Annotated in this window: 20 protein-coding genes; 8 read left to right on the top strand and 12 right to left on the bottom strand. The window is 58.0% G+C overall.

Annotation, left to right across the window (positions count from 1 at the left end; genetic code table 11):
- Positions 1-24: 24 nt before the first annotated feature.
- On the bottom strand, positions 25-906 hold the full coding sequence (locus TU76_RS15265) for a LysR family transcriptional regulator (RefSeq protein WP_048351996.1): 882 nt from the start codon (positions 904-906) through the stop codon (positions 25-27).
- Between the two features lie 162 nt (positions 907-1,068).
- On the opposite strand from TU76_RS15265, the gene TU76_RS15260 reads away from it, so the two are divergent.
- Positions 1,069-2,601: an MFS transporter gene (locus TU76_RS15260; RefSeq protein ID WP_019828997.1), complete on the top strand. Its 1,533-nt coding sequence runs from the start codon at positions 1,069-1,071 to the stop codon at positions 2,599-2,601.
- Between the two features lie 21 nt (positions 2,602-2,622).
- Here the strand turns inward: TU76_RS15260 and TU76_RS15255 are convergent, their stop codons facing one another.
- The 9 genes from TU76_RS15255 to TU76_RS15215 all read right to left on the bottom strand — a co-directional run bounded on the left by TU76_RS15255 (position 2,623) and on the right by TU76_RS15215 (position 11,002).
- Positions 2,623-3,831, bottom strand: a complete 1,209-nt coding sequence (locus TU76_RS15255) for an acetyl-CoA C-acyltransferase (protein WP_048351995.1) — start codon at positions 3,829-3,831, stop codon at positions 2,623-2,625.
- A gap of 9 nt (positions 3,832-3,840) precedes the next feature.
- Complete coding sequence (locus TU76_RS15250; RefSeq protein WP_048351994.1) at positions 3,841-4,311, bottom strand: MaoC family dehydratase; 471 nt, start codon at positions 4,309-4,311, stop codon at positions 3,841-3,843.
- Positions 4,308-5,093 carry an SDR family oxidoreductase gene (locus tag TU76_RS15245; protein ID WP_048351993.1) on the bottom strand — a complete coding sequence of 262 codons (786 nt, stop codon included), beginning with the start codon at positions 5,091-5,093 and terminating at the stop codon, positions 4,308-4,310. Before TU76_RS15245 ends, TU76_RS15250 begins: the two co-directional genes overlap by 4 nt.
- A gap of 179 nt (positions 5,094-5,272) precedes the next feature.
- Positions 5,273-6,151, bottom strand: a complete 879-nt coding sequence (locus tag TU76_RS15240; RefSeq protein WP_048351992.1) for an SDR family oxidoreductase — start codon at positions 6,149-6,151, stop codon at positions 5,273-5,275.
- A 10-nt stretch (positions 6,152-6,161) separates the two neighbouring features.
- The gene (locus TU76_RS15235) at positions 6,162-7,313 is read right to left on the bottom strand and encodes an acetyl-CoA C-acetyltransferase (protein ID WP_048351991.1); all 1,152 of its coding nucleotides are present in this window, start codon (positions 7,311-7,313) and stop codon (positions 6,162-6,164) included.
- Between the two features lie 3 nt (positions 7,314-7,316).
- Positions 7,317-8,375 (bottom strand): acyl-CoA dehydrogenase family protein, encoded by a 1,059-nt coding sequence (locus tag TU76_RS15230; RefSeq protein ID WP_048351990.1) that lies wholly within the window; start codon positions 8,373-8,375, stop codon positions 7,317-7,319.
- Positions 8,376-8,383: 8 nt separating this feature from the next.
- A complete protein-coding gene (locus tag TU76_RS15225; protein ID WP_019828984.1) occupies positions 8,384-9,538 on the bottom strand; it encodes an acyl-CoA dehydrogenase family protein in 1,155 nt (384 codons plus the stop codon).
- Positions 9,539-9,548: 10 nt separating this feature from the next.
- Complete coding sequence (locus tag TU76_RS15220) at positions 9,549-10,313, bottom strand: enoyl-CoA hydratase family protein (protein WP_019828982.1); 765 nt, start codon at positions 10,311-10,313, stop codon at positions 9,549-9,551.
- Between the two features lie 149 nt (positions 10,314-10,462).
- The gene (locus TU76_RS15215) at positions 10,463-11,002 is read right to left on the bottom strand and encodes a PadR family transcriptional regulator (RefSeq protein ID WP_088500111.1); all 540 of its coding nucleotides are present in this window, start codon (positions 11,000-11,002) and stop codon (positions 10,463-10,465) included.
- A gap of 625 nt (positions 11,003-11,627) precedes the next feature.
- Between TU76_RS15215 and TU76_RS15210 the strand changes: the two genes are divergently transcribed.
- The 7 genes from TU76_RS15210 (at position 11,628) to TU76_RS15180 (ending at position 19,895) form a co-directional block, all read left to right on the top strand.
- A complete protein-coding gene (locus TU76_RS15210) occupies positions 11,628-12,122 on the top strand; it encodes a CS1 type fimbrial major subunit (RefSeq protein ID WP_048351989.1) in 495 nt (164 codons plus the stop codon).
- A gap of 102 nt (positions 12,123-12,224) precedes the next feature.
- Entirely contained in the window at positions 12,225-14,750 is a 2,526-nt protein-coding gene (locus tag TU76_RS15205) for a TcfC E-set like domain-containing protein (RefSeq protein WP_048352079.1), read from the top strand.
- Between the two features lie 52 nt (positions 14,751-14,802).
- Positions 14,803-15,540, top strand: a complete 738-nt coding sequence (locus TU76_RS15200; RefSeq protein WP_019828977.1) for a hypothetical protein — start codon at positions 14,803-14,805, stop codon at positions 15,538-15,540.
- The gene (locus TU76_RS15195) at positions 15,540-16,037 is read left to right on the top strand and encodes a CS1 type fimbrial major subunit (protein ID WP_048351988.1); all 498 of its coding nucleotides are present in this window, start codon (positions 15,540-15,542) and stop codon (positions 16,035-16,037) included. The genes TU76_RS15200 and TU76_RS15195 overlap by 1 nt, the downstream gene beginning before the upstream one ends.
- 98 nt (positions 16,038-16,135) lie before the next feature.
- Positions 16,136-17,410 (top strand): hypothetical protein, encoded by a 1,275-nt coding sequence (locus tag TU76_RS15190; RefSeq protein ID WP_082136544.1) that lies wholly within the window; start codon positions 16,136-16,138, stop codon positions 17,408-17,410.
- Between the two features lie 131 nt (positions 17,411-17,541).
- Positions 17,542-18,714: an acyl-CoA dehydrogenase family protein gene (locus tag TU76_RS15185; protein WP_048351987.1), complete on the top strand. Its 1,173-nt coding sequence runs from the start codon at positions 17,542-17,544 to the stop codon at positions 18,712-18,714.
- Entirely contained in the window at positions 18,711-19,895 is a 1,185-nt protein-coding gene (locus tag TU76_RS15180) for an acyl-CoA dehydrogenase family protein (RefSeq protein WP_019828970.1), read from the top strand. The genes TU76_RS15185 and TU76_RS15180 overlap by 4 nt, the downstream gene beginning before the upstream one ends.
- Before the next feature lie 65 nt (positions 19,896-19,960).
- Here the strand turns inward: TU76_RS15180 and TU76_RS15175 are convergent, their stop codons facing one another.
- Both TU76_RS15175 and TU76_RS15170 read right to left on the bottom strand, forming a co-directional pair.
- Entirely contained in the window at positions 19,961-21,574 is a 1,614-nt protein-coding gene (locus TU76_RS15175; RefSeq protein WP_019828968.1) for a DUF1302 domain-containing protein, read from the bottom strand.
- 97 nt (positions 21,575-21,671) lie between these two features.
- On the bottom strand, positions 21,672-23,054 hold the full coding sequence (locus TU76_RS15170; RefSeq protein ID WP_048351986.1) for a DUF1329 domain-containing protein: 1,383 nt from the start codon (positions 23,052-23,054) through the stop codon (positions 21,672-21,674).
- Positions 23,055-23,080 lie beyond the last annotated feature (26 nt).

Raw genomic sequence — 23,080 nt, 5'->3', positions numbered from 1 at the left:
ACTAAATCCTGCTGGACGGCTTGACTATCTTTCGCCCGGCCCGGCGCGCTTTACCTGGTCGATATAACGCATCACTACCGCCGACTTTTCAAATCGACGGTAGATCAATGACAGCCACGACTGTGCTTCACACCCCTCGATCGGCCGGTAGATCACATTGGGCAGGCTGATGTGACCGACCACTGATTCGGGCACCACCGCCACGCCCTGGCGCAGCGAAACCAGGGCAATCACCGCCACCAACCCTCCAGGTTGCGGGCCCAGCGCAGGCGCATAGCCGCCTTGAGCCGCCACGTGCAACGTACCGCTGATTTGCTCCGGCAAGATAAACGTCTCGTTTTTCAGATGCTGCGCACTGATGCTTTTAAGGCGCGCCAGCCAGCTATCTGCGGTCAGCGCAAGCACAAAACCCTCGGCCTTGAGACGAATTGCATCCAGCCCCTCGGGCAAGGTCATGGGTGAACGCACATAACCCAGATCGAATCGGCCTTCGGCGACCATCGTCGGCAAACTGGCCATAGGCGCCTCGCGCACATTCAAACTGACCTCGGCCCACTCATTCGAAAACGCCTGCACCTGATGCTGCAAAACCCCCGAATATACTGCCGAGGCCACATAACCCAGTTCGATATGGCCAGTCTCGCCACGCCCCGCCCGCTGGGCATTGCGCTGGGCAAATTCAAACTGGCGCACAGTGGCCTCAGCCTCCGGTAACAGCGCCTGTCCCGCTTCAGTCAGGCTGACCTGGCGCTGCTGGCGCACAAATAGACGCACGCCCAAGGCGGCTTCAAGGTCCTGGATTTGCCGCGTCAAGGTCGGCGGCGCAATCCCCAGTACTTCTGCGGCACGGGTGAAATTGCGCTGCCGGGCAACGGCCAGGAAATAACGGAAATGACGTATATCCATAGCAGCATTAGCTCAAAGGTAATGAAGTTCGGGTTATCGGCTAACAAATCCCGCAATACTCAGCCCTACACTGGGGCCATCGCCACACAGAAGAGCTCCGAGCATGCCCGTAAAATTAATTGCCTGCAAAGTAATGCTTGAACTTGTCCAGGAGCTGTTGCGATGAATGCTGCCAGCCCACGCCTGACTCTGCTCACTGCCAGCGGGGTGTGCTCACTCATCGTGCTCGACACCAACATCGTCGCAGTCACCCTGCCCAGCATCGCCCGGGATCTGGGGGCCAACTTTGTCGATATCGAATGGGTCGTCAGCGCTTACATGCTGGCGTTTGCCGCCCTGTTGTTGCCAGCCGGAAGCATTGCCGACCGCTTCGGCCGTAAAAAGACTCTGCTGTGGGGGTTGAGCATTTTCATCCTCGCGTCCCTCGGCTGCGGCGCCGCTCCCAACAGCCTCTTGCTGGAAATCGCCCGTGCCGTAAAAGGCGTGGGCGCGGCCCTGCTGCTGACCTCGGCGCTGGCTTCGATCGGGCATGCCTTTCACGATGAGGCTGAACGGGCCAAAGCCTGGGCCTTCTGGGGTGCCTGCATGGGCGTGGCCATGACGGCGGCACCGACCATTGGCGGGCTGATCACCGAATACCTGGGCTGGCGCTGGATCTTCTACCTCAATCTGCCGGTCGGCCTGCTGCTGATGTTGCTGGTCAAACATGCCATCGGTGAGTCACGGGACCCGCAATCGGCGCGACTCGACCCTTGGGGCAGCCTGGCCTTCAGCGCCAGTTTGCTGTGCCTGATCTGGGGCCTGATCGAAGCCAATCGCATTGGCTGGAACGCCCCGCTGACTTATGCCCGGATCAGTGCCGGGGTGCTGTTGCTGGTTCTGTTCGTACTGATCGAATCACTGCAACGCCGCCCCATGATTGACCTGCAACTGTTCCGCCATCCGCGCTTTATCGGTGCTCTGCTGGGCATGTTTGCCTATGCAGGTTGCGCACAGGTGATGATGACCTTGCTGCCGTTTTATCTGCAAAACGGCCTGGGTTTCAGCGCTGTCGCATCGGGCCTTGGCATGTTGCCATTTGCCTTGACCATGCTGATTTGCCCACGTATCGGCGCTCGCCTGGCGTCACGTTACAGCCCCGCCAGCATGATGGCCGCCGGCTTGGCCCTGGTGGGCTGCGGCAACCTGCTCAGTGCCTGGGCGGTGGACCATGGCGGCTATCTGAGTTTTGCGCTGACCACCGCGGTGACGGGTGCCGGGGCGGGCTTGCTCAATGGCGACACGCAGAAAAACATCATGGCCTGCGTGCCCCGTGACCGTGTAGGCATGGCGTCGGGCATGAGCACGACCATGCGCTTTAGCGCAATTGTGTTGGCCATCGGCGTTTTTGGCGCGTTGTTGGGCAGCCATACCGAGCAAAACTTGCAGGCCAGCCTCAAGCAGGACGCCGGGCAATGGCTGGGGCAAAGTCACTTCATTGCTTCGCGGGTAGTGGCCGGTGATATGCCGGGGGCGCTCAGTCAACTGCCGCTGCAAGTGCAAGCACAGATCCAGCCGTTGGCGACCGGCGCCTTTGTGGCGGGGTTTAGTCTGGTCTTGTGGGTTGCGGGTGTGCTGGGGCTACTGGGCGCCCTGGTGGTGGGCACGCTGATGCGCAATCCGATTCCGCAATCACGCCTGGTAATTACCCAGTAACCCTACCCGTTCCCGATCGCTTTAATTGAGCTCAAACAACCCGGCAGCTCCCATGCCGCCGCCGATGCACATGGCAACCACGACAAACCGGGCGCCACGGCGGCGGCCTTCGAGCAGGCTGTGTCCTACCATCCGGGCACCCGACATCCCGAACGGATGTCCGATGGAAATTGCCCCGCCGTTGACGTTGAGGCGGTCGTTGGGGATCTGCAGGAAGTCGCGGCAGTACACCACTTGGCACGCGAACGCTTCGTTGATTTCCCACAGGTCAATGTCCGATACGGTCAGGCCAAACCGCTTGAGCAGCTTGGGAATCGCAAACACCGGGCCAATGCCCATTTCTTCCGGTGCACAACCACTCACCGCAATTCCGCGATACACGCCCAACGCTTCGATCCCTCGCTGCTTGGCTTCGGCACGGCTCATCAACAATACCGCCGAGGCGCCATCGGAAAACTGCGAGGCGTTGCCCGCAGTAATGAACTCCCCCTGCTGAACCCATTTGCCGTCCTTCCAGACCGGCTTGAGTGCCGCCAAATCCTCGAGGGTGGTGGACGGGCGATTGCATTCGTCGCGATCCGCGATCACGTCCTGATGGCCGCTGGGCTTGCCTTCCTTGTCAAAGCACAGCTTGCGCGCAGCCAGCGGGACTATCTCGTCGCTGAACAGACCGCCAGCCTGGGCGGCGGCAGTGCGCTGCTGGCTTTGCAAGGAATATTGGTCCTGCACCTCGCGGCTGATGTTGTAGCGCCGGGCCACGATCTCAGCGGTTTCAAGCATCGGAATATAGGCCGTAGGCATGCATTCCAGCACTGCCTCGGACTGTGCACGGTAGGTGTTTTTGTACTTGTTCTGGGTCAGGGACAATGACTCCACGCCACCGGCCACGGCGATCGACATTTCGCCGGTCATGATGCCTTTTGCAGCCACGCCGATACTCATCAGGCCCGAGGCGCACATGCGGTCGATCGCCATGCCTGGCACGGTATTGGGCAGGCCGCCGGTGTTGGCACACAAGCGCCCGATGTTGTAGCCCTGGGTGCCTTGCTGGGCGGCGGCGCCCATGATCACGTCTTCCACTGAACCCGGCTCAATGCCTGCGCGCTCAACCACCGCACGCACCACATGCCCGCCCAGCAACGGCGCTTCGGTATCGTTGAACGAACCCCGGAAGGATTTGGTCAAGGCGGTTCGGGCCGTGGATACGATCACAACGTCATTCAGATTCATGTTCAGGGCTCACTTCTCAAGAGGGTTGAAGGTGTAACGGCTGATGGTGTCCACCACGCAGCCCGGGCGCTCGCTGCCCTCGATCTCGACGCTGATGCGAACCACCACCTGCAATGCCTGGCCCAGCGATTCGACCTGCATGATCTGACCATGTCCGCGCACCCGCGAACCGACCTTGACCGCAGCCGGAAAGCGCAACCGGTCACTGCCGTAATTGACGCCCAGGGCCAGGTTTTCAAACTGCATCAGTTGCGGCATGAAGAGGTTGGCCAGTGACAGGGTCAGGTAGCCGTGGGCAATGCAGGCGCCGAACGGCCCCTTGGCGGCACGCTCAGGATCGACATGAATCCATTGGTGATCGCCCGTGGCCTCGGCAAAGAGGTTGATCCGTTCCTGAGTCAGCAACAGCCAATCAGTGCGGCCCAGGTCTTGGCCTTGTGCCGCGAGCATCTGCCCGGCACTGCTAAATAGCGTACTCATGCCTGTTGCGAGCTGACGGGCAGCACTTCGCCGACCATGTACGAGGCGTAATCGCTGGCCAGGAACACCATCACGTTGGCCACTTCCCACACTTCAGCCGCACGCCCAAAAGCTTCGCGGCTGGTCAGTTGCTCCAGCAGTTCGCTGCTGGAGGCTTTTTTCAGAAAGTCATGCAAGGCAATGGATGGCGCCACCGCGTTGATCCGCACCCCGCTCTCGGCTGCTTCCAGAGCACTGCAACGGGTCAGGGCCATAACCCCGGCCTTGGCGGCGGCGTAATGGGCCTGTTCTTTCTGCGCCCGCCAACCCAGCACCGAGGCATTGTTGACGATTGCCCCGCCGCCACGGCGCTCCATGTGTGGAAGCATGGCGCGGGTCATACGCATGGTGCCGGTCAGGGTGATATCCAGCACGGAGGACCACTGTTGATCGGTCATTTCGGTGAGGCGTACCTGGCCGCCAAGGCCTGCGTTATTGATCAACACATCGACCCCGCCCAAGGCTTGTTCAGCTGCGGCGACCAACGCTTGTACATCGGCTTCGACGGTGACATTGCAAAGCTGCCCGTACACCGCCTGCAGCCCGGTTTCAGCCTTGAGGCGCTCGACCGCTTCCTCGAGGCGGCGGGGGTGAATATCGGAAATCATCAAGGCGCGACAGCCTTCTTCGGCGCAGCGTTTGGCGGCGGCATAACCGATACCTGCGCCGGCTGCGGCGGTGATCAAGATCGACTTGCCTGCCAGCAACTGGTGGCCGGGGACGTAAGGAGGCGCTTGTCTCATGGTTGAAGTCTCTGGTTTAAACGATAGCCCCGCTGTGGGAGCGTAATTAAGAGCAACGCTGCTCAAGTGTGGGAGCGAGCTTGCTCGCGATGGTCTTCAGAGCGCCGCATTTACTCAGTCAATACGCGTCATCGTTAACGACCATCGCGAGCATGCCCGCTCCCACAGGGCATCACTCGTCAGCTACCCCACACCCTTTGCGGCGCAGGGGCTTCGGCCAGGATCTGGCTCAGGGCTACGCCCACTTCCTCAGGCTGCAATTGCGCGCCCTTGTCGCGGGTCACGCCGGTGCGCCAACCATCCCCCACGGACAATCGACCGCCCTGGCTTTCAATGATCTGTCCGCTCACATCACCCGACAGGTCGCTGCCCAACCACACCACCAGCGGCGCGACGTTTTCCGGAGCCCAAGCATCGAACGCACCGTCTTCAGGCTTTTTAACCAGGTCCGGCATCGCGCTCTCGGTCATCGACGTACGCGCCGCCGGGGCCAGGGCGTTAGCCGTGACGCCGTAACGCGCCAGCTCTGCCGCCTGCACCAGGGTCAACGCTGCAATTGCGCCTTTGGCAGCGCTGTAGTTGGATTGCCCGACAGAGCCCTGCAAGCCCGCACCCGACGTGGTGTTGATGATTCTCGCAGCCACCGGCTGACCGGCCTTGGCCAGGTCACGCCAGCGTTTGCCAAGGATATTGGCCAGACAGAAATGCCCCTTGAGGTGCACGCGCATCACCGCATCCCAGTCCTCCTCACTGAGGCTGATGAACATTCGGTCGCGCAAAATACCCGCGTTATTGACCACCACGTGCACTTCGCCAAATGCAGCCAGGGCGGCATCCACGATGTTGTGTGCCGTCGCGAGGGTGGTGATGTCATCTGCGTTGGCGATGGCCTGGCCACCTGCCTCGCGAATCTGCGCGACCACTTCTTCAGCGGCTTCGCGACGAATGTCGTTGACCACCACGTTGGCACCCTGCTCGGCGAACGCCAGCGCATAGGCCCGCCCCAATCCACCGCCCGCGCCCGTAATGATGACGGTACGTCCTGCACAAATTGCCATGTCAATGCTCCTAAAGGCGCTCAATAATCGTCACGTTGGCTTGCCCGCCGCCTTCGCACATGGTCTGCAAGCCATAACGCCCACCGCTTTGCTCCAGCTGGTTAAGCAGGCTGGTCATCAACCGTGCTCCGCTGGCACCCAGTGGATGACCAAGGGCAATCGCCCCGCCGTTGGCATTGGTTTTGGCCGGGTCGAAATCAAGCTCCTTGGCCCAGGCCATGACCACCGAGGCGAACGCTTCGTTGATCTCGACCAGATCAATGTCACCGATGCTCATGCCGGCTTTTTTCAGCGCGGCACGGGTCGCCGCAATCGGCGCTGTCAGGTGCCAGATCGGGTCGTCGCCCAGCACCGAGAGGTGATGGATCCGCGCCCGGGGCGTCAGGTTGTAGCGCTTGAGTGCCGCCTCTGAAACCACCAGCAAGGCAGCCGAGGCGTCGCAGGTCTGGCTGGACACGGCCGCGGTGATGGACGGGAATTCAACAGACACCGGCTCCAACTCGGCCATTTTCGCCAGGCTGGTGTGGCGTGGCGTTTCGTCGTCCCATACCCCTTCACAAGGCACGATCTCATTCACAAAACGGTGCCCGGCAATGGCATCCAGGGCCCGGCGATGGCTTTCCAGCGCGTAGGCTTCCATTTGCTGGCGACTGATATTCCAGTGGTCCGCGATACGCTGGGCTGCGTAGAACTGGTTGACCGGCTGATCGCCAAAGCGGGCTTTCCAGCCCTTGCTGCCGGAGAACGGGTCGCTGAAACCCAGCGGCTGCCCCGCCAGCATCGCCGACGAAATCGGGATCTGGGTCATGGTTTGTACACCGCCTACGGCGATCACATCCTGGGTGCCGCTCATCACTGCTTGCGCGGCAAAGTGCAGCGCCTGCTGCGAAGAGCCGCACTGGCGATCAATCGTGGTGCCGGGTACGTTCAGCGGCAAACCGGCGGCCAGCCAACTGGTGCGGGCGATATCACCGGCCTGGGAGCCGATGGTGTCGACACAGCCAAAAATCACGTCGTCATATTCATCCGCCGGGATCTTATTACGCTCGACCAGCGCCTTGAGCACATGGGCGCCCAGATCGATGGCATGGACATGGGCCAGACCGCCCTTGCGCTTGCCGGTCGGGCTGCGCAACGCGTCAACAATGTAAGCTTGGGGCATCGGTCAATCCTCGAACGTGTGGCCGGGGCCCAAAGGCGCCGCGCCACTCAATACATACTCGGCCACACGGGTCTTGTGCAGCGCACGGTCGCCCCAGGCGTTATCCAGTGCCCAAGCGCGTTTCATGAACATTTGCAGGTCAACTTCCCAGGTGTAACCCATGGCGCCGTGTACCTGTATGCCATGACGAGCTGCCAGCCAGCTGGCATCACAGCTGGCCAGGCGCGCCTGCGATACCCACACGGCGGCATTCGGCTCGTTGTGAGCCAGGGCGTAGGCGGCGCGATACAGCACCGGCTTGGCAAATTCGAGCTGCGTGGCAACGTCGGCCAGGTGATGTTTGACCGCCTGAAAACTGCCGATCGGCTTGCCGAACTGTTTGCGCTGCGCGGCGTAATCCACCGACAGGTCCAGCATGCGCTGCGCCAGCCCAAGCAACTGCCCGGCCACTGACAGCGCTCCACGGTTCAGGGTTTGCGTCCAGAGTGCGCGGCCCTGTTCGGCCTGCGCCACCCGCGTCGCAACAGAGGGTTGCCAACTGACTTGCGCCAGACGCCGAGAGGCATCAAGGCTGCTGTGGCCATGAACATCCACCTGGCTGCGAGGCACCGCGTGAACCTCATCGCCATGGGCGAGGAGCAGCAAGTCAGCATGTGCGGCATCGGCCACCAGCGGGTTGACCGGGTGCCCAAGGGCAACCCGCAAGCTGCCATCGGCAATCCCCTGCAGCCACTCGCCGCGCTGGGCGACGCTGTCGGACAAGCCTGCGATAAGGGCGCTGGCCACGTAAGCGGTGTCGGCCAGCGAGTCAGGAATGGCGTAGTAACCCAATTCCTGAGTCATCAAGGCCCAGGCCACGTCATCCATGCCCAGGCCACCAAAGGCCTCGGGAATGGAAAGTGCCGTGAGACCTTGTTCGGCAATTTTGTTGCGTAGATCCGGGGAGCGACCGACATCGGTTTCCCAGATTTCACGGAGCATTTCCGGCGCGGCTTCGGTCATCAAAAAACGGCTGATGGCTTCGCGGAAGGTTTGCTGGTCATCGGTAAAGGTAAAGTCCATCCCCGGCCTCACTTCGGCAGACCGAGCATGCGCTCGGCAATGATGTTGCGCTGAATCTCGTTGGTGCCGGCGTAGATGGGACCTGCCTGAGCAAACAGAAAGCCCTCCAGCCAGTCATGGCCGTCTGCCGATTTACCGGTCAGTTCGCCACTGGCACCCAGGATGCGCATGGCGGTTTCGTGCATGCGCAGATCAAGTTCGGACCAGATGATTTTGTTGGTGCTCGACTCGGCGCCAATCTGCGCCCCGCGGCTCAGCCGGCCCACCGTGTGGTAGGCGGACAAGGCGTACGCTTGCGCATCCATCCAGGCTTTGCACACGGCCTCACCCAGGCTCGGGTCGCGGTCGGCGCTGGCGCGGTTGGCCTGATACAGCTCGACCAATTTGCGTGCGGTGTACTGAAAGCGCGCCGGGGAACGCAGCAGCAAGCCACGCTCAAAACCGGCGGTGGCCATCGCCACGTGCCAGCCCTGCCCTTCATCACCGATGCGGTTTTCCAGGGGGATGCGCACGTCGTCGAAAAACACTTCGGCAAACGCATCCTTGCCGTTGAGGGCCTTGATCGGGCGCACGGTCACACCCGGTGCGTTGAGCGGCACCATCACGAACGACAGCCCGTGATGACGGCTGGACGCGGGGTCACTGCGAAACAGACCGAACAGCCAATCGGCAAAAATGGCCCGAGTCGACCAGGTCTTCTGACCGTTAAGCACATAGCCGTCGCCATCGCGGGTCGCTTTGCTGGTGATCGCGGCCATGTCCGAACCGGCATTCGGCTCGGACCAGCCCTGGGCCCACATATCGGCACTGGCGGCCATGCGTGGCAGAAAGCGTTTCTTCTGGGCTTCGGTGCCGAACTCCATCAGGGTGGGGCCAAGCAGTAACTGGCCGTTCTGATTGACTCTCATGGGTGCGCCCGCACCGTAATATTCTTCTTCGAAAATCAGCCACTCGATCAGATCGCAACCGCGCCCGCCCAGCTCGGTGGGCCACATCACCATCGACAGGCGGCTGTCGAACAGCTTGGCTTCCCACTGGCGGTGCTGTTCAAAACCTTCGCGAGTGTCGTAACTGGCCAACGGTTCAGCGGGCAGATTAGCCGCCAGCCATTGCCTGACCTCCTGACGGAAAGCCTTTTGTTTGGGCGAATAAGTCAGTTCCATGGTCGGTTCCTCAGAACTTGGCGTCGCGTTTTTCAACGAACGCTCGGCGAGTTTCGGCGGAGTCCGCACTGGTGTAGGCCTGAAGCGTAAAACCCTGCTCCCAGCGATATTTGTCTTCCAGGTTGCCGTCTTCGATGCCGTTCAACGCTTCTTTGGCGATGCGGATCATAGCCGGGCTTTTACCCGCGATTTTGTGGGCAATGTTCAGCGCGGTTTCGCGCAGTTGCTCACGGGGTACCACGCGCTCGATAAAACCGTATTGCTGGGCTTCTACAGCGCCGATCTTGTCGCCGGTAAAAAACAGGTAGCGCACTTTTTGTACCGGGAATAAACGCTGCAAATGCGCACCACCGCCCATGGCACCGCGGTCGACTTCCGGCAGCGCAAAGGTGGCGCAATCAGAGGCCACGACGATGTCGGCGGCGCCGGTAATACCAATCCCGCCACCCAGTACAAAGCCGTGAACCGCGACAATCACCGGCACCGGATTGCGATGCACGGCCTTGAAGGTGGCGTAGTTGCCCGCGTTGACCTTGACGATCAGTTCCGGGTGAGCATCCAGCTCCTTGATATCGACCCCTGCGCAAAAACCGCGGCCTTCGGCACGAATCACGATCACACGGACCTCAGGGTCCTGGCCAAGCGCTTCGAGAGTGTGTGCCAGATCCAGCCACTCATGGCTGTTGAGGGCATTGACGGGCGGCCTGTCGATCACCAGTTCAGCGACGCCTGCGTCGATACTGGTGTGAAATGCGGTATGAGTTGCGCTGTTCACGTGTGCTCCCGGGTTGGCAAAGGCATGGGAGCAGTATGGGAACGCGTCGGGGGTGGATCATCGTCCGTTGAGACTAAACAGTTGCAGGCCCACCTGCCCTGCGCAGGAACCGCCCAAGGCTGCTCTTGCGCAGGGCAGGCAATCGAGGGTTACCCGTCAACAATTGCCTTGGCGGTGTTGTTGAGCAAGTCGTGTACGCGCTGAACCTCTGCGGGGCTCCAGTGCCCCTGATGCAGTTGCAGGGCATGGCGCACGTTGTGCATCGCCTCATGGATCTCCGGTGGCCGGTCGTGGCCACGCAACGAGCGCCGACTGACATCAATGCGTATGTGCACACCATTGAGGGCAACCTGTTGCTGGATCAGATAGGTGCGCCCCGACTCGGTAATGCTGTAGTTTTTTTTATCACCCTGGCTTGCCACGCCTACCAGCTCTCCGGACTCCAGAAAGGCCAATGCCGGATAAATCACCCCCGGGCTGGGGCTATAGGCACCGTCGAACAGTCCCTCGATCTGTTGAATCAAGTCATATCCGTGACAGGGTTGCTGGCCAATCAACTCCAATAACAACAACTTCAAATCACCCGATGCAAATATGCGTGGATTACGCACGGCACGTTCACGCGCCGAATACCTCGCCAGCCCCGCACGCGACTCCACTTCTACTGTTTGCACATAATGCTCATTCATTTTTCTGACTTCCATAAGCGAAAAATAGAACTTAAACCATAACTTAATTTTCAACTCAAGCTACTTAACGCATTGATTAGAATAGGCGCGCCTGCAACTTCAAAAAGATACAACTTCAAACCCACCCCAAAACACAACCCACAAATTCAATACAGATACAACCCCCGCCCCCGCCAACTCATACTTGACTTACCGAACAAAGATATCACTCACACGAAACATAGAGATACAGCCTACACGTCAGGCAAAAGCGGATTTTCTGCTGTGCTTGGCGACGAATGAGGCAGTAGGCACCCTAGCGGCCTAATTAGTTGTTTTAACTACAAAAAAATATTTCGATAACTGACAGCTATCTTAGTGAAAAAACACCAAAAGCGCCAAAGCGTAAGAAAAAACCTTCAAATCTGGAAGCCGAAAACTACAGAACGAAACGCAACTTACTACATTAAAGATCTCACTCTTGAGCAACAATCCCCCCGCATTGAAAACTCGACACCTCAATCTAAACAAGTAAAAACTTGTTGGCGGCCGAGCCTCAATGGACCACCGAATGCAACTGCAAAGTTTCAGCGCGAACTTAAGGGTTGGCCTTCACCGCCCTAAAACTTCAAAACAGGTAATAAACATGTTTAAACAAACTATCGCAACCTCACTCATCGCATTGGCCATCGGTTCTTCAAGTGCATGGGCAGCAAACGATGCCAGCAGTGTTATCAAGATCAAGGCGTCGATTCCAACCCAGGAATTCCACGCCATGCCGGTCAACCCTGAGTTCGGTAAAGACGAAACCATGAGCTACGACCCGGTAAAAGGCAGCTTGAGCTCCCTGCGCCAGACGTTCAACGTCAAAAACACCACGGGCTCGATCCACGCCTACGTCGATGGCGGCCCACCCAATCTGTTCAATGGTAATACCCTTCAAAACATTCCACTCGTAACCACCTTCAACGGCGTAACCCTGACTGCCAACGCACTATTAGTAGTCGCCGATGGCACCGCTACCACTGCAGGAACCCAGGCCGACTTGGTGATCAGTGCAGGTGCAGCCCCCTCTGGCGCATCGGGTGATTACACCGCGTCTGTCACCGTTATATTCGACAACGTGCCCAAAACTCTTTGATCCAGACCCGTAATTGATTCAACCCGACAAGGAACGTTCGGTCGACCCCAGATGACCGCACGTTCCTTGTGCTTTTACTGGCTGCTATCGAGTATTTCGACTATGTTCCCGATGACCCCCATCGCGACGGCACTTGCCCTGCTGGTTAGTACAACGGCCTTGGCAGCGCCTGTAACCAACGGCACAACGCCCCGCAGTTTATTGGCCCAGGCCAAGGGCCTGCCAGCAGACTTTGAAGAGCACTTTTTCGATGTTCCTCTGGCGGTGCAGGTTGAGCGCGACGGACAGTTGGTGGGCGAAGCAATGATCGTGCTTTCCCGTGACGATCGACTGACCCTGATTGAATTTACCAATTACGACGCCAGCAACCTTACAGTTGCAGAGCGCGATACATGGTCTGACTACCTCAAACAGGGGGTTAGCCTGGGCAGTTGTTCGAGTCAGTGCCCCAATCAACTCCTGGCCATACACTACAACCTCGAAAACTCACTGGTTTCACTGCTGACCGAAAACGCAGAACGTGACCATCAACAAAGCCAGTACTACGAACTGCCCGCAAATGGCAGCCGCGGCCTGATTGTTCGCAATCAACTCAATATTAATGGTGGCCAAGAAGAAACCCCAAGCGGACGATTCGGCCTGGAAGCGAGCAGCAGCCTGGGCAATTGGACGCAGGGGCTGAATCTGCAACTGTCCCGTATAGGCGGTCCGGACAACAACACGCTGTATCACGCGCTGCATGAGGCCTATACGCAACGTGAGTTAGAAGGCAGTTTTTTTCGCCTCGGCTATTTCACCCCCAGTTCCGAAGGCCTGAGCCGTCAGGTCCGCACTTTCGGCGCCAGCCCCGACACCACTCTGGGGTTTATGTATGGCAGCTCCGACAGCCTCGCCGTCGAGCTGCCTAAACCCAGCATCTATCCTATCTACGTCACAGCCAACCGCCAGGGCTCCGTAGAGGTTTACCGCAACGGCCTGCTCGTTAACACGCAACCCGTACAGGCTGGCTTGCAGAGCATCGATACCCGCACCTTGCCGGGCGGTATTTACGAAGTGCAAGTGCGCCTTATTGAAGATGGCCAGACAACCAGTACCACTTCGGAGTTGGTCTACAAACCCAACAACTGGCGCAACCACGATCAGCGCTGGCGCTACAACGTGTTTGCCGGCCGAGAAGCCAAACTATTAAGCAACTGGGAAGACCAGTCCAGTGGTGACATGACCGGCGGAGCCTCGCTTAACTACTTGTTGCACCCGCGTGTGATCCTCGGTTTGTCCGGGCGTCAGGTCAAAGGCAACATGCAGTTGGGAACGTCCATCGACTGGACCTTTGCCAGCAATGCCAGCCTTTACGCCAACGTCTCTCAAACCCAAAACCATGGCACCGGCGCCGACCTGAATGCACTCTACAGCTACGGTAGCGGCAGCCTGGTGTTCAACCATACCCGAAGCTGGCTGGACACCCGTAACACCTACGACACGCTGGCTGACGGAACGCGCCTGCGCAAACGCCAGGTCTATGTTGGACAGACCAGTAACTCGTCGATCTCGATGAATCATCGCTTCAGCCCCAAAAATAGCCTCAGCGCCCGTCTCTCCTATGCTGACGGCTACACCAAGGGCTACGGGATAGACCTGGGCTGGGCCCAATCGACTCATTTGTTCGGCAGTGACGGCAACTGGCGCTTGTCGGTATTTGATCGGCCCGGCAGCCTAAGCAGCGGGGCCAAGCGCAATCGCGGTGTCGACCTGAGCGTCAGCCTCGCTCTTGGAGGCCCGGGCGAAAAATGGTCTGCCAGCCTTGGATCGCGCACCTCCCGAGATGGCGACCGGGACAACAACGCCTCGCTGACCTACAGCAAAACCCTGCAAAACCACCTGCTGCAAAGCGTTGCAGCAACAGTGACCGCGGACACTTACGGTGTAGGGATGTCGGCGCGAGGGAACATCCAGACCAGCACGCTCAATGCCGACGGTTTTGTACAGCGCTCCTCGTATAACGGCAAATTCACCGGAGGCCTGAACCTGGACAACACCCTCGCAATCGGTGGCGGCAAGTCAGTCATGGCCAGTGAGTACAGCGGTCGGGGCGCGGGCATGATTGTGGATGTGCAATCGGATATCGAAGGCATCAGCCTGCGTGCCGATGACTTAAGCGGGAGCAGCACAATACTGCGCCCGGGGCGCAACTTCATCCCGCTCACGGCTTACAAAAACAGCTCAGTCAGTTTCGATTTCGAAGGGACCGACGTCCCGGCCGCAACCATTCAGCCAGCTCGCAGCAGTTACCACCTGAACAAGGGCGGCGTGGACTATCGCACCATCAATGTGGTGCAAACCGTGACCGTACTTGGCCGCTTGATTGACTCCCAGGGCAGACCGCTCAAGGGCCATCACATCATCAACCACGCCAGTCGGGGTATCACGGAAGTCGATGGATTCTTCTCGATGGAGATGAATGCTCGCACTCCGACGCTTGAAGTGCGCAAGGGTGAACAGTTGCTGTGCCAGTTCCGGATTGACACCAAGCATACAAAAAGAGAGCAAGACGTTTTGCAGATTGGTGATTTGCGTTGCCATCCCGATACCTTGGCAGAGTCAAAGAACACCCCACAAACAGCCGGCTAACAATGCCACAGCACAGATGTATGACTTTTATATTCAATAGAGAGATTTAACAATGAAACGCCTTTTTTCACTCATTGGTTGCTGCCTGGTTTCATTCGGAGTTATTGCAGGCCCCAATATTAATGTCGGCACTGTCTATGACTACATGGAGGCTGATAAAAGCACCTATTTGAAGCGTGTATTCAATGGTGGCAGCAGTACCGCATTTGTACGAATCAAAATCACCGAGATTATTTACAAGGCGGATGGTACCTCCGAGGAAGTACCGCTCAAAACCAAGGATTCCAGTGTACGCGACGGCTTAATGGCCAGTCCGGCGCGCTTGATTGTGCCGGCAAAAGGTACCCAAGGCTCGCGTTTGCTGTTCATGGGCAACCGGGACAACGAACGCTATTTTCGCGTCCGTTTTATTCCGGTAGTACCCGAAAAAGAAGACGAGTTTGCTTTGAACCAGGATCAAAGCGATGAGTACAAAAAGACGTTGTCCGCCGGGGTCAATGTGCTGGCGGGCTATGGCACCGTATTTTTTGTGCGACCCCAGGTATCACGCATCGATACCCGTATCGACGACACCAAGGACCAGTACTCAGTGAGCAACAAAGGCAACACCGTCGTGGTAGTCGACGAATTCAAGGATTGCTCATCCCGGGACTCAATGGACTGTAGACCCATCACCAAAAACCACATCTTGCCGGGCCGCACGTTCCGCTTCACCAAAGAAGCGGGTCGCCATTACCGCTTTGTGCTGATCGAAGCCGATAAACAAAAAACCATCGAGGTTAAAGGCTGATGCACTTCCCTGGCTGCAACATTTCACATCTGGCTGTGGCGGCAAGTTTGGCACTCTGGGTGCAGACAGGGTATGCAGCGCGTGAAGAACACACGTTCGAGGTCAGCGTTAGCATTCCGACCCATGACTTCTATGTACTGCCCGTAGATCCAGGGTTTGTTGAGCGTGAACAACAAATGGACTGGAATCTTGTCAACGGCACTCTAGAGCCCTTGCGCACATTATTCGATGTGCGCAGCACCAGCGGTGCCGTTTCAGCGCGTCTGGGTCATGAGCCCGTGTTATCAAACGGCCGGGACCTGATCGCACTAAACGTGATCTTCAACAACCAACCGCTCTTGCTGACAAATACCGTAGTCGTACCCGATACCGAAGCCAATATCGGTTCCAGAGTTCCCTTGCTGATCGAGGCCATTACGCCTGATGCAGGATTCAGCGCGGGAGAATATTTCGGCAGCGTGCAACTTGTTTTCGATGCGTCTTTTCCAATGCATTGATAACCAACAGGAACAACGCCCGCCGTTCTGATTGGCCAGGTCATGTCCGGGCATTTTGTGCACGTACGTCGTAAACACACGCGAACGATGGCATTTATATGAACAGCAAATTGATCCCTTCCAACACCTGCATTCAGTCATGGTCATCCAAGGCCCGCATCCGGATGACCACTGCCTTGTTCATGACACTCGCTCACCTCAACACGGCGCAGGGTTTCGAGATGGGCGTACGGGCAGAATTTAAACCCGACTCTTCAAAGCCCTTTTTCAACAAGTTTGAAAACAAGACGCCTAACAGTGGTTACTGCAAGGATTACCCTAACGAATGCAAATCCAGTGCTATGTTCAGTTTGCGTGCGCCAATCGTATTTAACTCAATTGCACCCATCACAGCCAATCATGCTGATCCGCGCCAAGGCGCATCATTCAGCTTGCCCACACAATGGCGAGACTTCACAGTCAGCCATAGCCAGACCCTTGAGCAGGAAACCGTACGCATTAGAATCAAGGGATTTGGTTCAACGTACGTTACTCCCTCGGTTATCGACCTTGTCGGTGGTGGTGTCACAGATATCGCAGCCCATTACCTGCTATGGGGCACGGGTTGGGTGTATGCACCGGCTAACTGTTCATACAGCGGTGTCGGCTATTATGGTTATAACTTTTATAATTTCTTCTGGAAAACCCCCGTACAGGCTCCTTGCCAGAAACAGGCCAGGTTCAATATCCCCTGGATGAAATACAGCTATCTGGACTTCGCTTACGAAATAGAAACACCCAACCCGCTGGGCATGTCATCCGGTGATTATGTGGGCAACTTTATTTATACAGTGGGTCCGGGCCAGGACTTTGACATGGGTGACGTGATGATTCCGGCTGACCCAACCCTGTCGTTGAATTTCACCTTGAATGTTCAACACACCCTGAAAGTTGACATTCCTCCCGGCGGGGGAAAAGTTGAATTACTGCCAACAGGCGGCTGGCAACACTGGCTGCAAAAGGGCCGCACACCCGAGAAGCTGTACCAAGACCAAACCTTCCTGATATCCGCCAGTTCACGCTTCAAGATGCAATTGGCCTGTGAGCGGGTGATAGGTGACGCCTGTGCGATCAGCAATAACAGCAACGACCATGCAGTACCGGTGGATGTGAGGGTCAGCATGCCAAACGGTATCGGCAATGACGATGGCTCTGCAGTTTCCCGTGAGAAGTTGAGTACTGCGACAGAACAGGTATTTCAGTCCACCCATTATGTGGATCAAAAGCCCTCCATGCTGCACTTCGAAATCCAAAAGCAATACGTCAGTGAAATGCTGTCTGAGCAAGGCAAGTACTCAGGCGATATCACCGTAGTTTGGGACTCCGACGTCTGACGCGCTCCACTCCACTTATATGATAAGGCCCACGCGGGGCACCCATATGGACTAGTCCGGCTCAGGGATTGCACCCGCGTTGCGCGCTTTCATGCTGGCGCCTTGATCCGTATGACTTAGACGAGGCCCACATGGAGCTTGCCCTGACCGACGAGCAGCGAATGATTCAAGCGTCCGCCGAGCGCTTTTTGACCCAGGTTGCCAGCTCCAGCGCCGTGCGCACGGCAATGAGCAGTGAGCGCGGATATGACACCCAAACATGGAGGCAGATAGCCAAGGAGCTGTATTGGCCCGCACTGGCGATCCCCGAAGCCTATGGCGGGCTCGGGCTGGGCTTTGTCGAAGTCTGCCTGTTACAGGAACAATTGGGACGCTGCCTGCTGCCAACCCCTTTCTTTGCCACATGCTGCCTGGCCACCCCCGCCCTGTTACTCAGCAGCAATGAGTCGCTCAAGGAACGCTGGTTGCCATTGATCGCCGCTGGAGAGATTAGCGCCAGCGTCGCTTATACCAGCGCACCACGCTGGGACGACAGCGGCGTGCAGGTGTATGCACAAAGCCATGAAGGTGGCTATCGACTCAACGGCGAGTATCGCTATGTCATCGACGGCGCCGACTGTGATCTGTTGATCATTGCCGCTCGCACTCCGGGCAGCATCGGCGAAGCTGGCATCCGCTTGTTCGCCTTGCCTGCTGATACACCCGGCCTTCTTCGCCAGCCGCAGGCGACACTGGATCAGACCCGTCGTCTGGCCACCATCACCCTGAATAACGTTGCCGTTAACGACGAGCACTTGCTCAGCGAGCCGGGGCAAGGCTGGCCGATGCTGCGCGATGTGCTGCACATCGCCTGTATCGGGCTGGCAGGCGAACAGACCGGCGGTGCTCAACAGTCACTGGACATCACGTTGAAGTACATAGGCGAGCGCGAACAGTTTGGTCGACGTATTGCCAGCTTCCAGGCCATCAAGCATCGCTGCGCAGACCTGATGCTCGCCATCGAGTGCTCACGCTCCGCCAGTTATTACGCCGCCTGCATTGCCGATCAATGCCTGAACATTGATGGCGATCCCAGTACCCGACAACAATTGGGAGAGGCCGCCGCCACTGCCAAAATTTTCGCCAGTGAAGGCTTTTTCCAGTGCGCAGCCGAATCCATCCAATTGCATGGCGGTGTGGGATTCACTTGGGAATACGACCCGCACTTGTACTTCAAGCGAGCGCGGGCCAGTGAGCAGATGCTAGGCACCCCGGCATTTCATCGTGAGCAATTGGCTAAACAGATCTTCGGAGAGCGCACATGAATATCGGCTTTAGCGCAGCAGATGAGCAGTTCCGGCAACAGGTGGCCCAATGGATGCAAAAGCACCTGACTGGCGAGTTTGCCGTTCTGCGTTTTCGAGGTGGCCCGGGGGATGAAGACTTTGCCCCCGAGTTGCGTAAACGCTGGGAGCAGGTACTGGCGCAAGGCAAATGGGTGGGGGCCGGCTGGGCCATCGAACAGGGTGGCCGTGGACTGAGCATCAACCAGCAGGTCATTTTTTTTGAAGAGTATGCACGTGCAGGCGGTCCGGGGCGCATGGGCCATATAGGCGAGGGTTTGGTCGGGCCGACGATTGCAGCCTTCGGCACCCCCGAACAGCAACAGCGCTTTTTGCCGCCGATACTGTCCGGCCAGGATTTCTGGTGTCAGGGCTATTCCGAGCCCGGCGCAGGTTCCGACCTGGCCAATATCAAGACCCGCGCCAACTTCGACGAAGCTGGCGAGCAATGGTTGATCAGCGGGCAAAAGGTCTGGACTTCACTGGCCCACGAGTCGGATTGGTGCTTTGTACTGGCACGCACGGAACCTGGCAGCGTGGGCCATCGTGGGCTGTCTTTTTTGCTGGTCAAGATGGATCAGCCTGGCATTCGGGTTCAGCCGATTCAGCAACTGACCGGCACCTGCGAGTTCAACGAAGTCTTTTTTGATCAGGCCCGCACTTCTGCACACAACATGATCGGACAGCCTGGAGATGGCTGGAAAATAGCCATGGCGCTGCTTGGATTTGAGCGGGGGGTATCGACCCTGGGTCAACAGATGCAGTTTCAAAATGAACTGGACGAAGTGGTGCGTATCGCCAAAACCAATGGCGCGGCCCAGGACCCGGTCATGCGTCAACGCATCGCCCAGGCCTGGAGCGGCTTGCGGGTGTTGCGCTACAACTCGTTACGCATGCTGTCCGGAGTACAGGATGGCAGCCTGCGACCTGAAGCAACGATCTACAAACTGGCCTGGTCTACCTGGCATGTGGAACTGGGTAAATTGGCGATGGATGTGTTGGGGCCGGAAGCAGAGTTGCTGGCAGGAGCCCCTTACGAACTGACCCGTTTACAGGCGCTGTTCCTGTTTACTCGCGCAGACACCCTCTACGGTGGCAGTAACGAAATCCAGCGCAACATCATTGCCGAACGAGCCTTGGGGATGCCAAGAGAACCGCGGTAAATCCTGAGGTCCGGGCTTGCTCGCGATGCCATTGACGCCATCGCGAGCAAGCCCGCTCCCACCTATCAGAACGTGTACTTGCCGTTGAACGACAAGTAGTCCCTGTCAGCCATGGTCCGCCCCTGGGCAATATCGGCAGAACTCAGGTACGCCACATAAGTCAGCCCCAGCTGGAAGTTACCCAGGTATTTAAAGTCACCGCCCACTGTCAGGCGCTTTTCGGCACGCCCCAATCCTGAGTAAGCGCTGCCGTCAATGTTCTGGGTCCAAGTGGCCTTGGTCGTCAAGTCCCAGCCGTTAAACACGTTGGGATGATCGAAATACGCACCGATCCCCAGCAGGCTTGAGCCACGGGTCTGACCGTCGTAAACGAATTTGTTGAAGGTGCCATCTGTACCCGCCCCGCCACCGGTAATGGTCAGGTCATCCACACCCTGAATCCTCTGGTGCACCACCTCGGTCATCAACGTGGTCTGTTGCGCCATGAACGTCGGGCCAATCATGTACACCGCGTTCAGGTTGCCTTGCCACACCTGACCGCGGGCCGGGGCTCCATTGCTCAAGTACACCGCGGCACCATCGCGATAGCTCAGGTCTCCGGCAAATTGCACCGAGTCCCCGGCTTTTGTGGTGAAGCTCATGCCCGTGAGTTTGATGTTGTCAAAGTATCCCAGCTGGTAACTCGGGCCATTGCCGTTGCCACCTGCCTTGCCCAGCGAGGAGTAGTGCGTCTGCCCGGTAAAGTCGAAAAACAGCGCTGGAACACGGTCGTGATAGCGGTAATGAAACAGTCCGATTTCGGTGTTTTGCGTCAATCGATATCGGGTACCCAAACCCCACTCGCCGCTGTTGCCCGGTTTGACGGAGCCGCCATAACCCACCGCTGTCGCGTCGGGCAAGTTGTTGACGACACCCGGGGCCAAACGAAAGAACTCGGCCCCTGGACCAAAGGTGTCGCTGCCAAAGTAGTCGCCCACTGGATTAAGCTGGGTTTCTTCCCACTTGTATTGATAAAAGCCGAGCAAGGCCAGATCCTCGTTCACCGACCACGAACCCGAGACTTGTCCGACCGGCAAGTAGGCGTCCTTGGCTTCTGTGCCCGGCACGTTGAACTTGGTCGAGTCCACTGGCGCTTGCCCTTGGCTGATGTTGGGCCAGAACAGGCTTTCACCCCAGGCCACCAGGTGCCGTCCGGCCTTGAGGGATAAATACTGGTCGTCATTGACCGTGAAGTCACCGTACACGTAGGCGTCCAGCAGTCGCGCCTTGCTGCCGCTGAGTTTGCGCGTGTCCCGGCTGAAGTCGTTGTAGCGCCCGGTCTTGTTTACCGTGTCCGGCGAATCGTTGTCGTTGCGCTGATGGTAGACCTCGTCATAAAAGTGACTGCCACGTACCACGGCGCCGAGATTCTCATGCTTGAGCATCAACTCGCCAAACACGCTCACCCGGTTGTTGATCAATGAACCGCGCTTGAAGTTACGCGTGGCATCGTCGTAGTTGATGTTGTTGAGGTATTCGTGATCCGGCTTTTCAGTACGCATCGATGCCGTGTAGTTCACGGTCAGCGACGAGTCGAGCGTAGTGTTTTCGCCCAGCTCAATGGTAGGCGCAGCCAGCGCCAGGCCACTTAACCCTGACAATAAACCGGTCCCTACAAAACGCGTGTATTGCTTAAACATGCCTTGCTCCTTCTTATTGTTTTTTTGCCCCGCCCAGCCGCCTGCGCACAGGCAAGGCCTGTGGCAGACAGCTGGATGGAGTCAGGGCGTTACAGGTTTACTTGCCGGCCCGGCGTGCCGCTTCAGGGCCGAAATCGCCCGGAGCAAAACCGCCTTTGTTCAGCACATAGCCGTTGCGTTGTTCGTTGATCAGGTTGAAGGCCAGGTAGCTACCCGCGTTCAAGTCGTGATACAGGCCAACGCCCGCCTGCCAGGTCTGGGTTTCCGGGGCGTAGAAATAGTTGACCATCGAGGTGCGCCACAGCTCGCCACGGTTGTCGTAGTTGTCGCCCATGATCGGGAACCAGCTGTCCTCGTCGATATACATCGTGCGCTTGCCATACAGGTGGCGGTTGCCTGGTTTGAGTACGCCTTCGAGGACCCAGACGCGGTGCAGCTCATACCGCATGGTGTCGGGGTTGATATGACCCGGGGTCAACAGGTCGGCGTACTTGAGGTTGCTGTCGTGCAAACGTGCCGTGTTGTACGGGATATACAGCTCTTTTTTGCCAACGATGTTCCAGTTGTAACGTTGGGCAGAGCCGTTGAAGATGCGAACTTCGTCAACCGTGATAGAGCCACCGGAACCCGGGAACGCCATGTCAAAACCGTAACCCGGGGACTGACGAACGCGACGCGTGCCGGGGTCGTAGCGCCAGCTCTGGCGCGGCTCGGTCTTGTCGTTCCAGTACTCGGTCCCGGTGTTGATTTCGCCCTTGTCTCGCTGGGGCAGCAAGGTCTCGTTGAGGTAGAACGACGAGTTGCCGGTGGTATCTCCAATTTTGCCGGGCTCCAGGCCCGGTGCCATGTTGCGCGAATGCACGCGGCCCCAGTTGATGTTGCCGTCCTTGAGCACATAGGCGTTGTCCGAGGTGTATTCCTCGGTCCATGCCCGCACGGTAAACAGCGAAGCATTTTTCAGCAGTTCAATGCCGTTTTGCGGGATGGGGAACGCGACACCACCGGTGCGGGCGACCACGCCTTCGCCGTCATCGACCAGCTTGGCGACCGATGCATTTTCAAGGGTGGCTTTGCACACCGTGTCAGAAAAACGAAAGTCGCGGTGCGAGGGGTAAATTGGCATGCGAAAGCTCTGCGGATAGAGCTTGAACAGCGCTTTCTGCCCTTGCGACAGATGCGCATCGTACTGACTCATGTTTTGCGCAGTTATCACAAAGAGCGGCTTTTCGCTGGGATACGGATCGACAGGATGCTTGCCCGTGCCCTCGAATTTCATCCCGGGCGCCGCGCCCAGCCATTGGCCACCAAACGCCGGGATGGTGCCTTCGGCATTGCCCTCCCGCTCTGCGCCGACGCAGGTCAGATCCTTGCCCAGCCGGGCGATCTGATCGGCCGGAGCCTGGGCCAACGTCAGCCCGCTATAACCGTGTAAAACCAGTGCGACTGACAGCCAGCCGCCCACCTGTGTGATACGTCGCATGAGGGGTATTCTCCTTCTTATTGTAT

It is taken from the genome of Pseudomonas psychrophila (genome assembly GCF_001043005.1).
In the GTDB taxonomy this organism is placed as follows: Bacteria; Pseudomonadota; Gammaproteobacteria; order Pseudomonadales; family Pseudomonadaceae; genus Aquipseudomonas; species Aquipseudomonas psychrophila.
This window is presented reverse-complemented; position numbering and strand designations above follow the sequence as displayed.

Excerpts from the sequence above, each read along its gene's own strand:
- TU76_RS15265 (WP_048351996.1), bottom strand. The coding sequence starts at position 906 with ATGGATATACGTCATTTCCGTTATTTCCTGGCCGTTGCCCGGCAGCGC.
- TU76_RS15240 (WP_048351992.1), bottom strand. The coding sequence starts at position 6,151 with ATGGCAATTTGTGCAGGACGTACCGTCATCATTACGGGCGCGGGCGGT.
- TU76_RS15215 (WP_088500111.1), bottom strand. The coding sequence starts at position 11,002 with ATGAATGAGCATTATGTGCAAACAGTAGAAGTGGAGTCGCGTGCGGGG.
- TU76_RS15205 (WP_048352079.1), top strand. The coding sequence starts at position 12,225 with ATGTTCCCGATGACCCCCATCGCGACGGCACTTGCCCTGCTGGTTAGT.
- TU76_RS15195 (WP_048351988.1), top strand. The coding sequence starts at position 15,540 with ATGCACTTCCCTGGCTGCAACATTTCACATCTGGCTGTGGCGGCAAGT.
- TU76_RS15210 (WP_048351989.1), top strand. The coding sequence starts at position 11,628 with ATGTTTAAACAAACTATCGCAACCTCACTCATCGCATTGGCCATCGGT.
- TU76_RS15260 (WP_019828997.1), top strand. The coding sequence starts at position 1,069 with ATGAATGCTGCCAGCCCACGCCTGACTCTGCTCACTGCCAGCGGGGTG.
- TU76_RS15180 (WP_019828970.1), top strand. The coding sequence starts at position 18,711 with ATGAATATCGGCTTTAGCGCAGCAGATGAGCAGTTCCGGCAACAGGTG.
- TU76_RS15175 (WP_019828968.1), bottom strand. The coding sequence starts at position 21,574 with ATGTTTAAGCAATACACGCGTTTTGTAGGGACCGGTTTATTGTCAGGG.
- TU76_RS15235 (WP_048351991.1), bottom strand. The coding sequence starts at position 7,313 with ATGCCCCAAGCTTACATTGTTGACGCGTTGCGCAGCCCGACCGGCAAG.
- TU76_RS15200 (WP_019828977.1), top strand. The coding sequence starts at position 14,803 with ATGAAACGCCTTTTTTCACTCATTGGTTGCTGCCTGGTTTCATTCGGA.
- TU76_RS15230 (WP_048351990.1), bottom strand. The coding sequence starts at position 8,375 with ATGGACTTTACCTTTACCGATGACCAGCAAACCTTCCGCGAAGCCATC.
- TU76_RS15170 (WP_048351986.1), bottom strand. The coding sequence starts at position 23,054 with ATGCGACGTATCACACAGGTGGGCGGCTGGCTGTCAGTCGCACTGGTT.
- TU76_RS15225 (WP_019828984.1), bottom strand. The coding sequence starts at position 9,538 with ATGGAACTGACTTATTCGCCCAAACAAAAGGCTTTCCGTCAGGAGGTC.
- TU76_RS15185 (WP_048351987.1), top strand. The coding sequence starts at position 17,542 with ATGGAGCTTGCCCTGACCGACGAGCAGCGAATGATTCAAGCGTCCGCC.
- TU76_RS15255 (WP_048351995.1), bottom strand. The coding sequence starts at position 3,831 with ATGAATCTGAATGACGTTGTGATCGTATCCACGGCCCGAACCGCCTTG.
- TU76_RS15250 (WP_048351994.1), bottom strand. The coding sequence starts at position 4,311 with ATGAGTACGCTATTTAGCAGTGCCGGGCAGATGCTCGCGGCACAAGGC.
- TU76_RS15190 (WP_082136544.1), top strand. The coding sequence starts at position 16,136 with ATGAACAGCAAATTGATCCCTTCCAACACCTGCATTCAGTCATGGTCA.
- TU76_RS15245 (WP_048351993.1), bottom strand. The coding sequence starts at position 5,093 with ATGAGACAAGCGCCTCCTTACGTCCCCGGCCACCAGTTGCTGGCAGGC.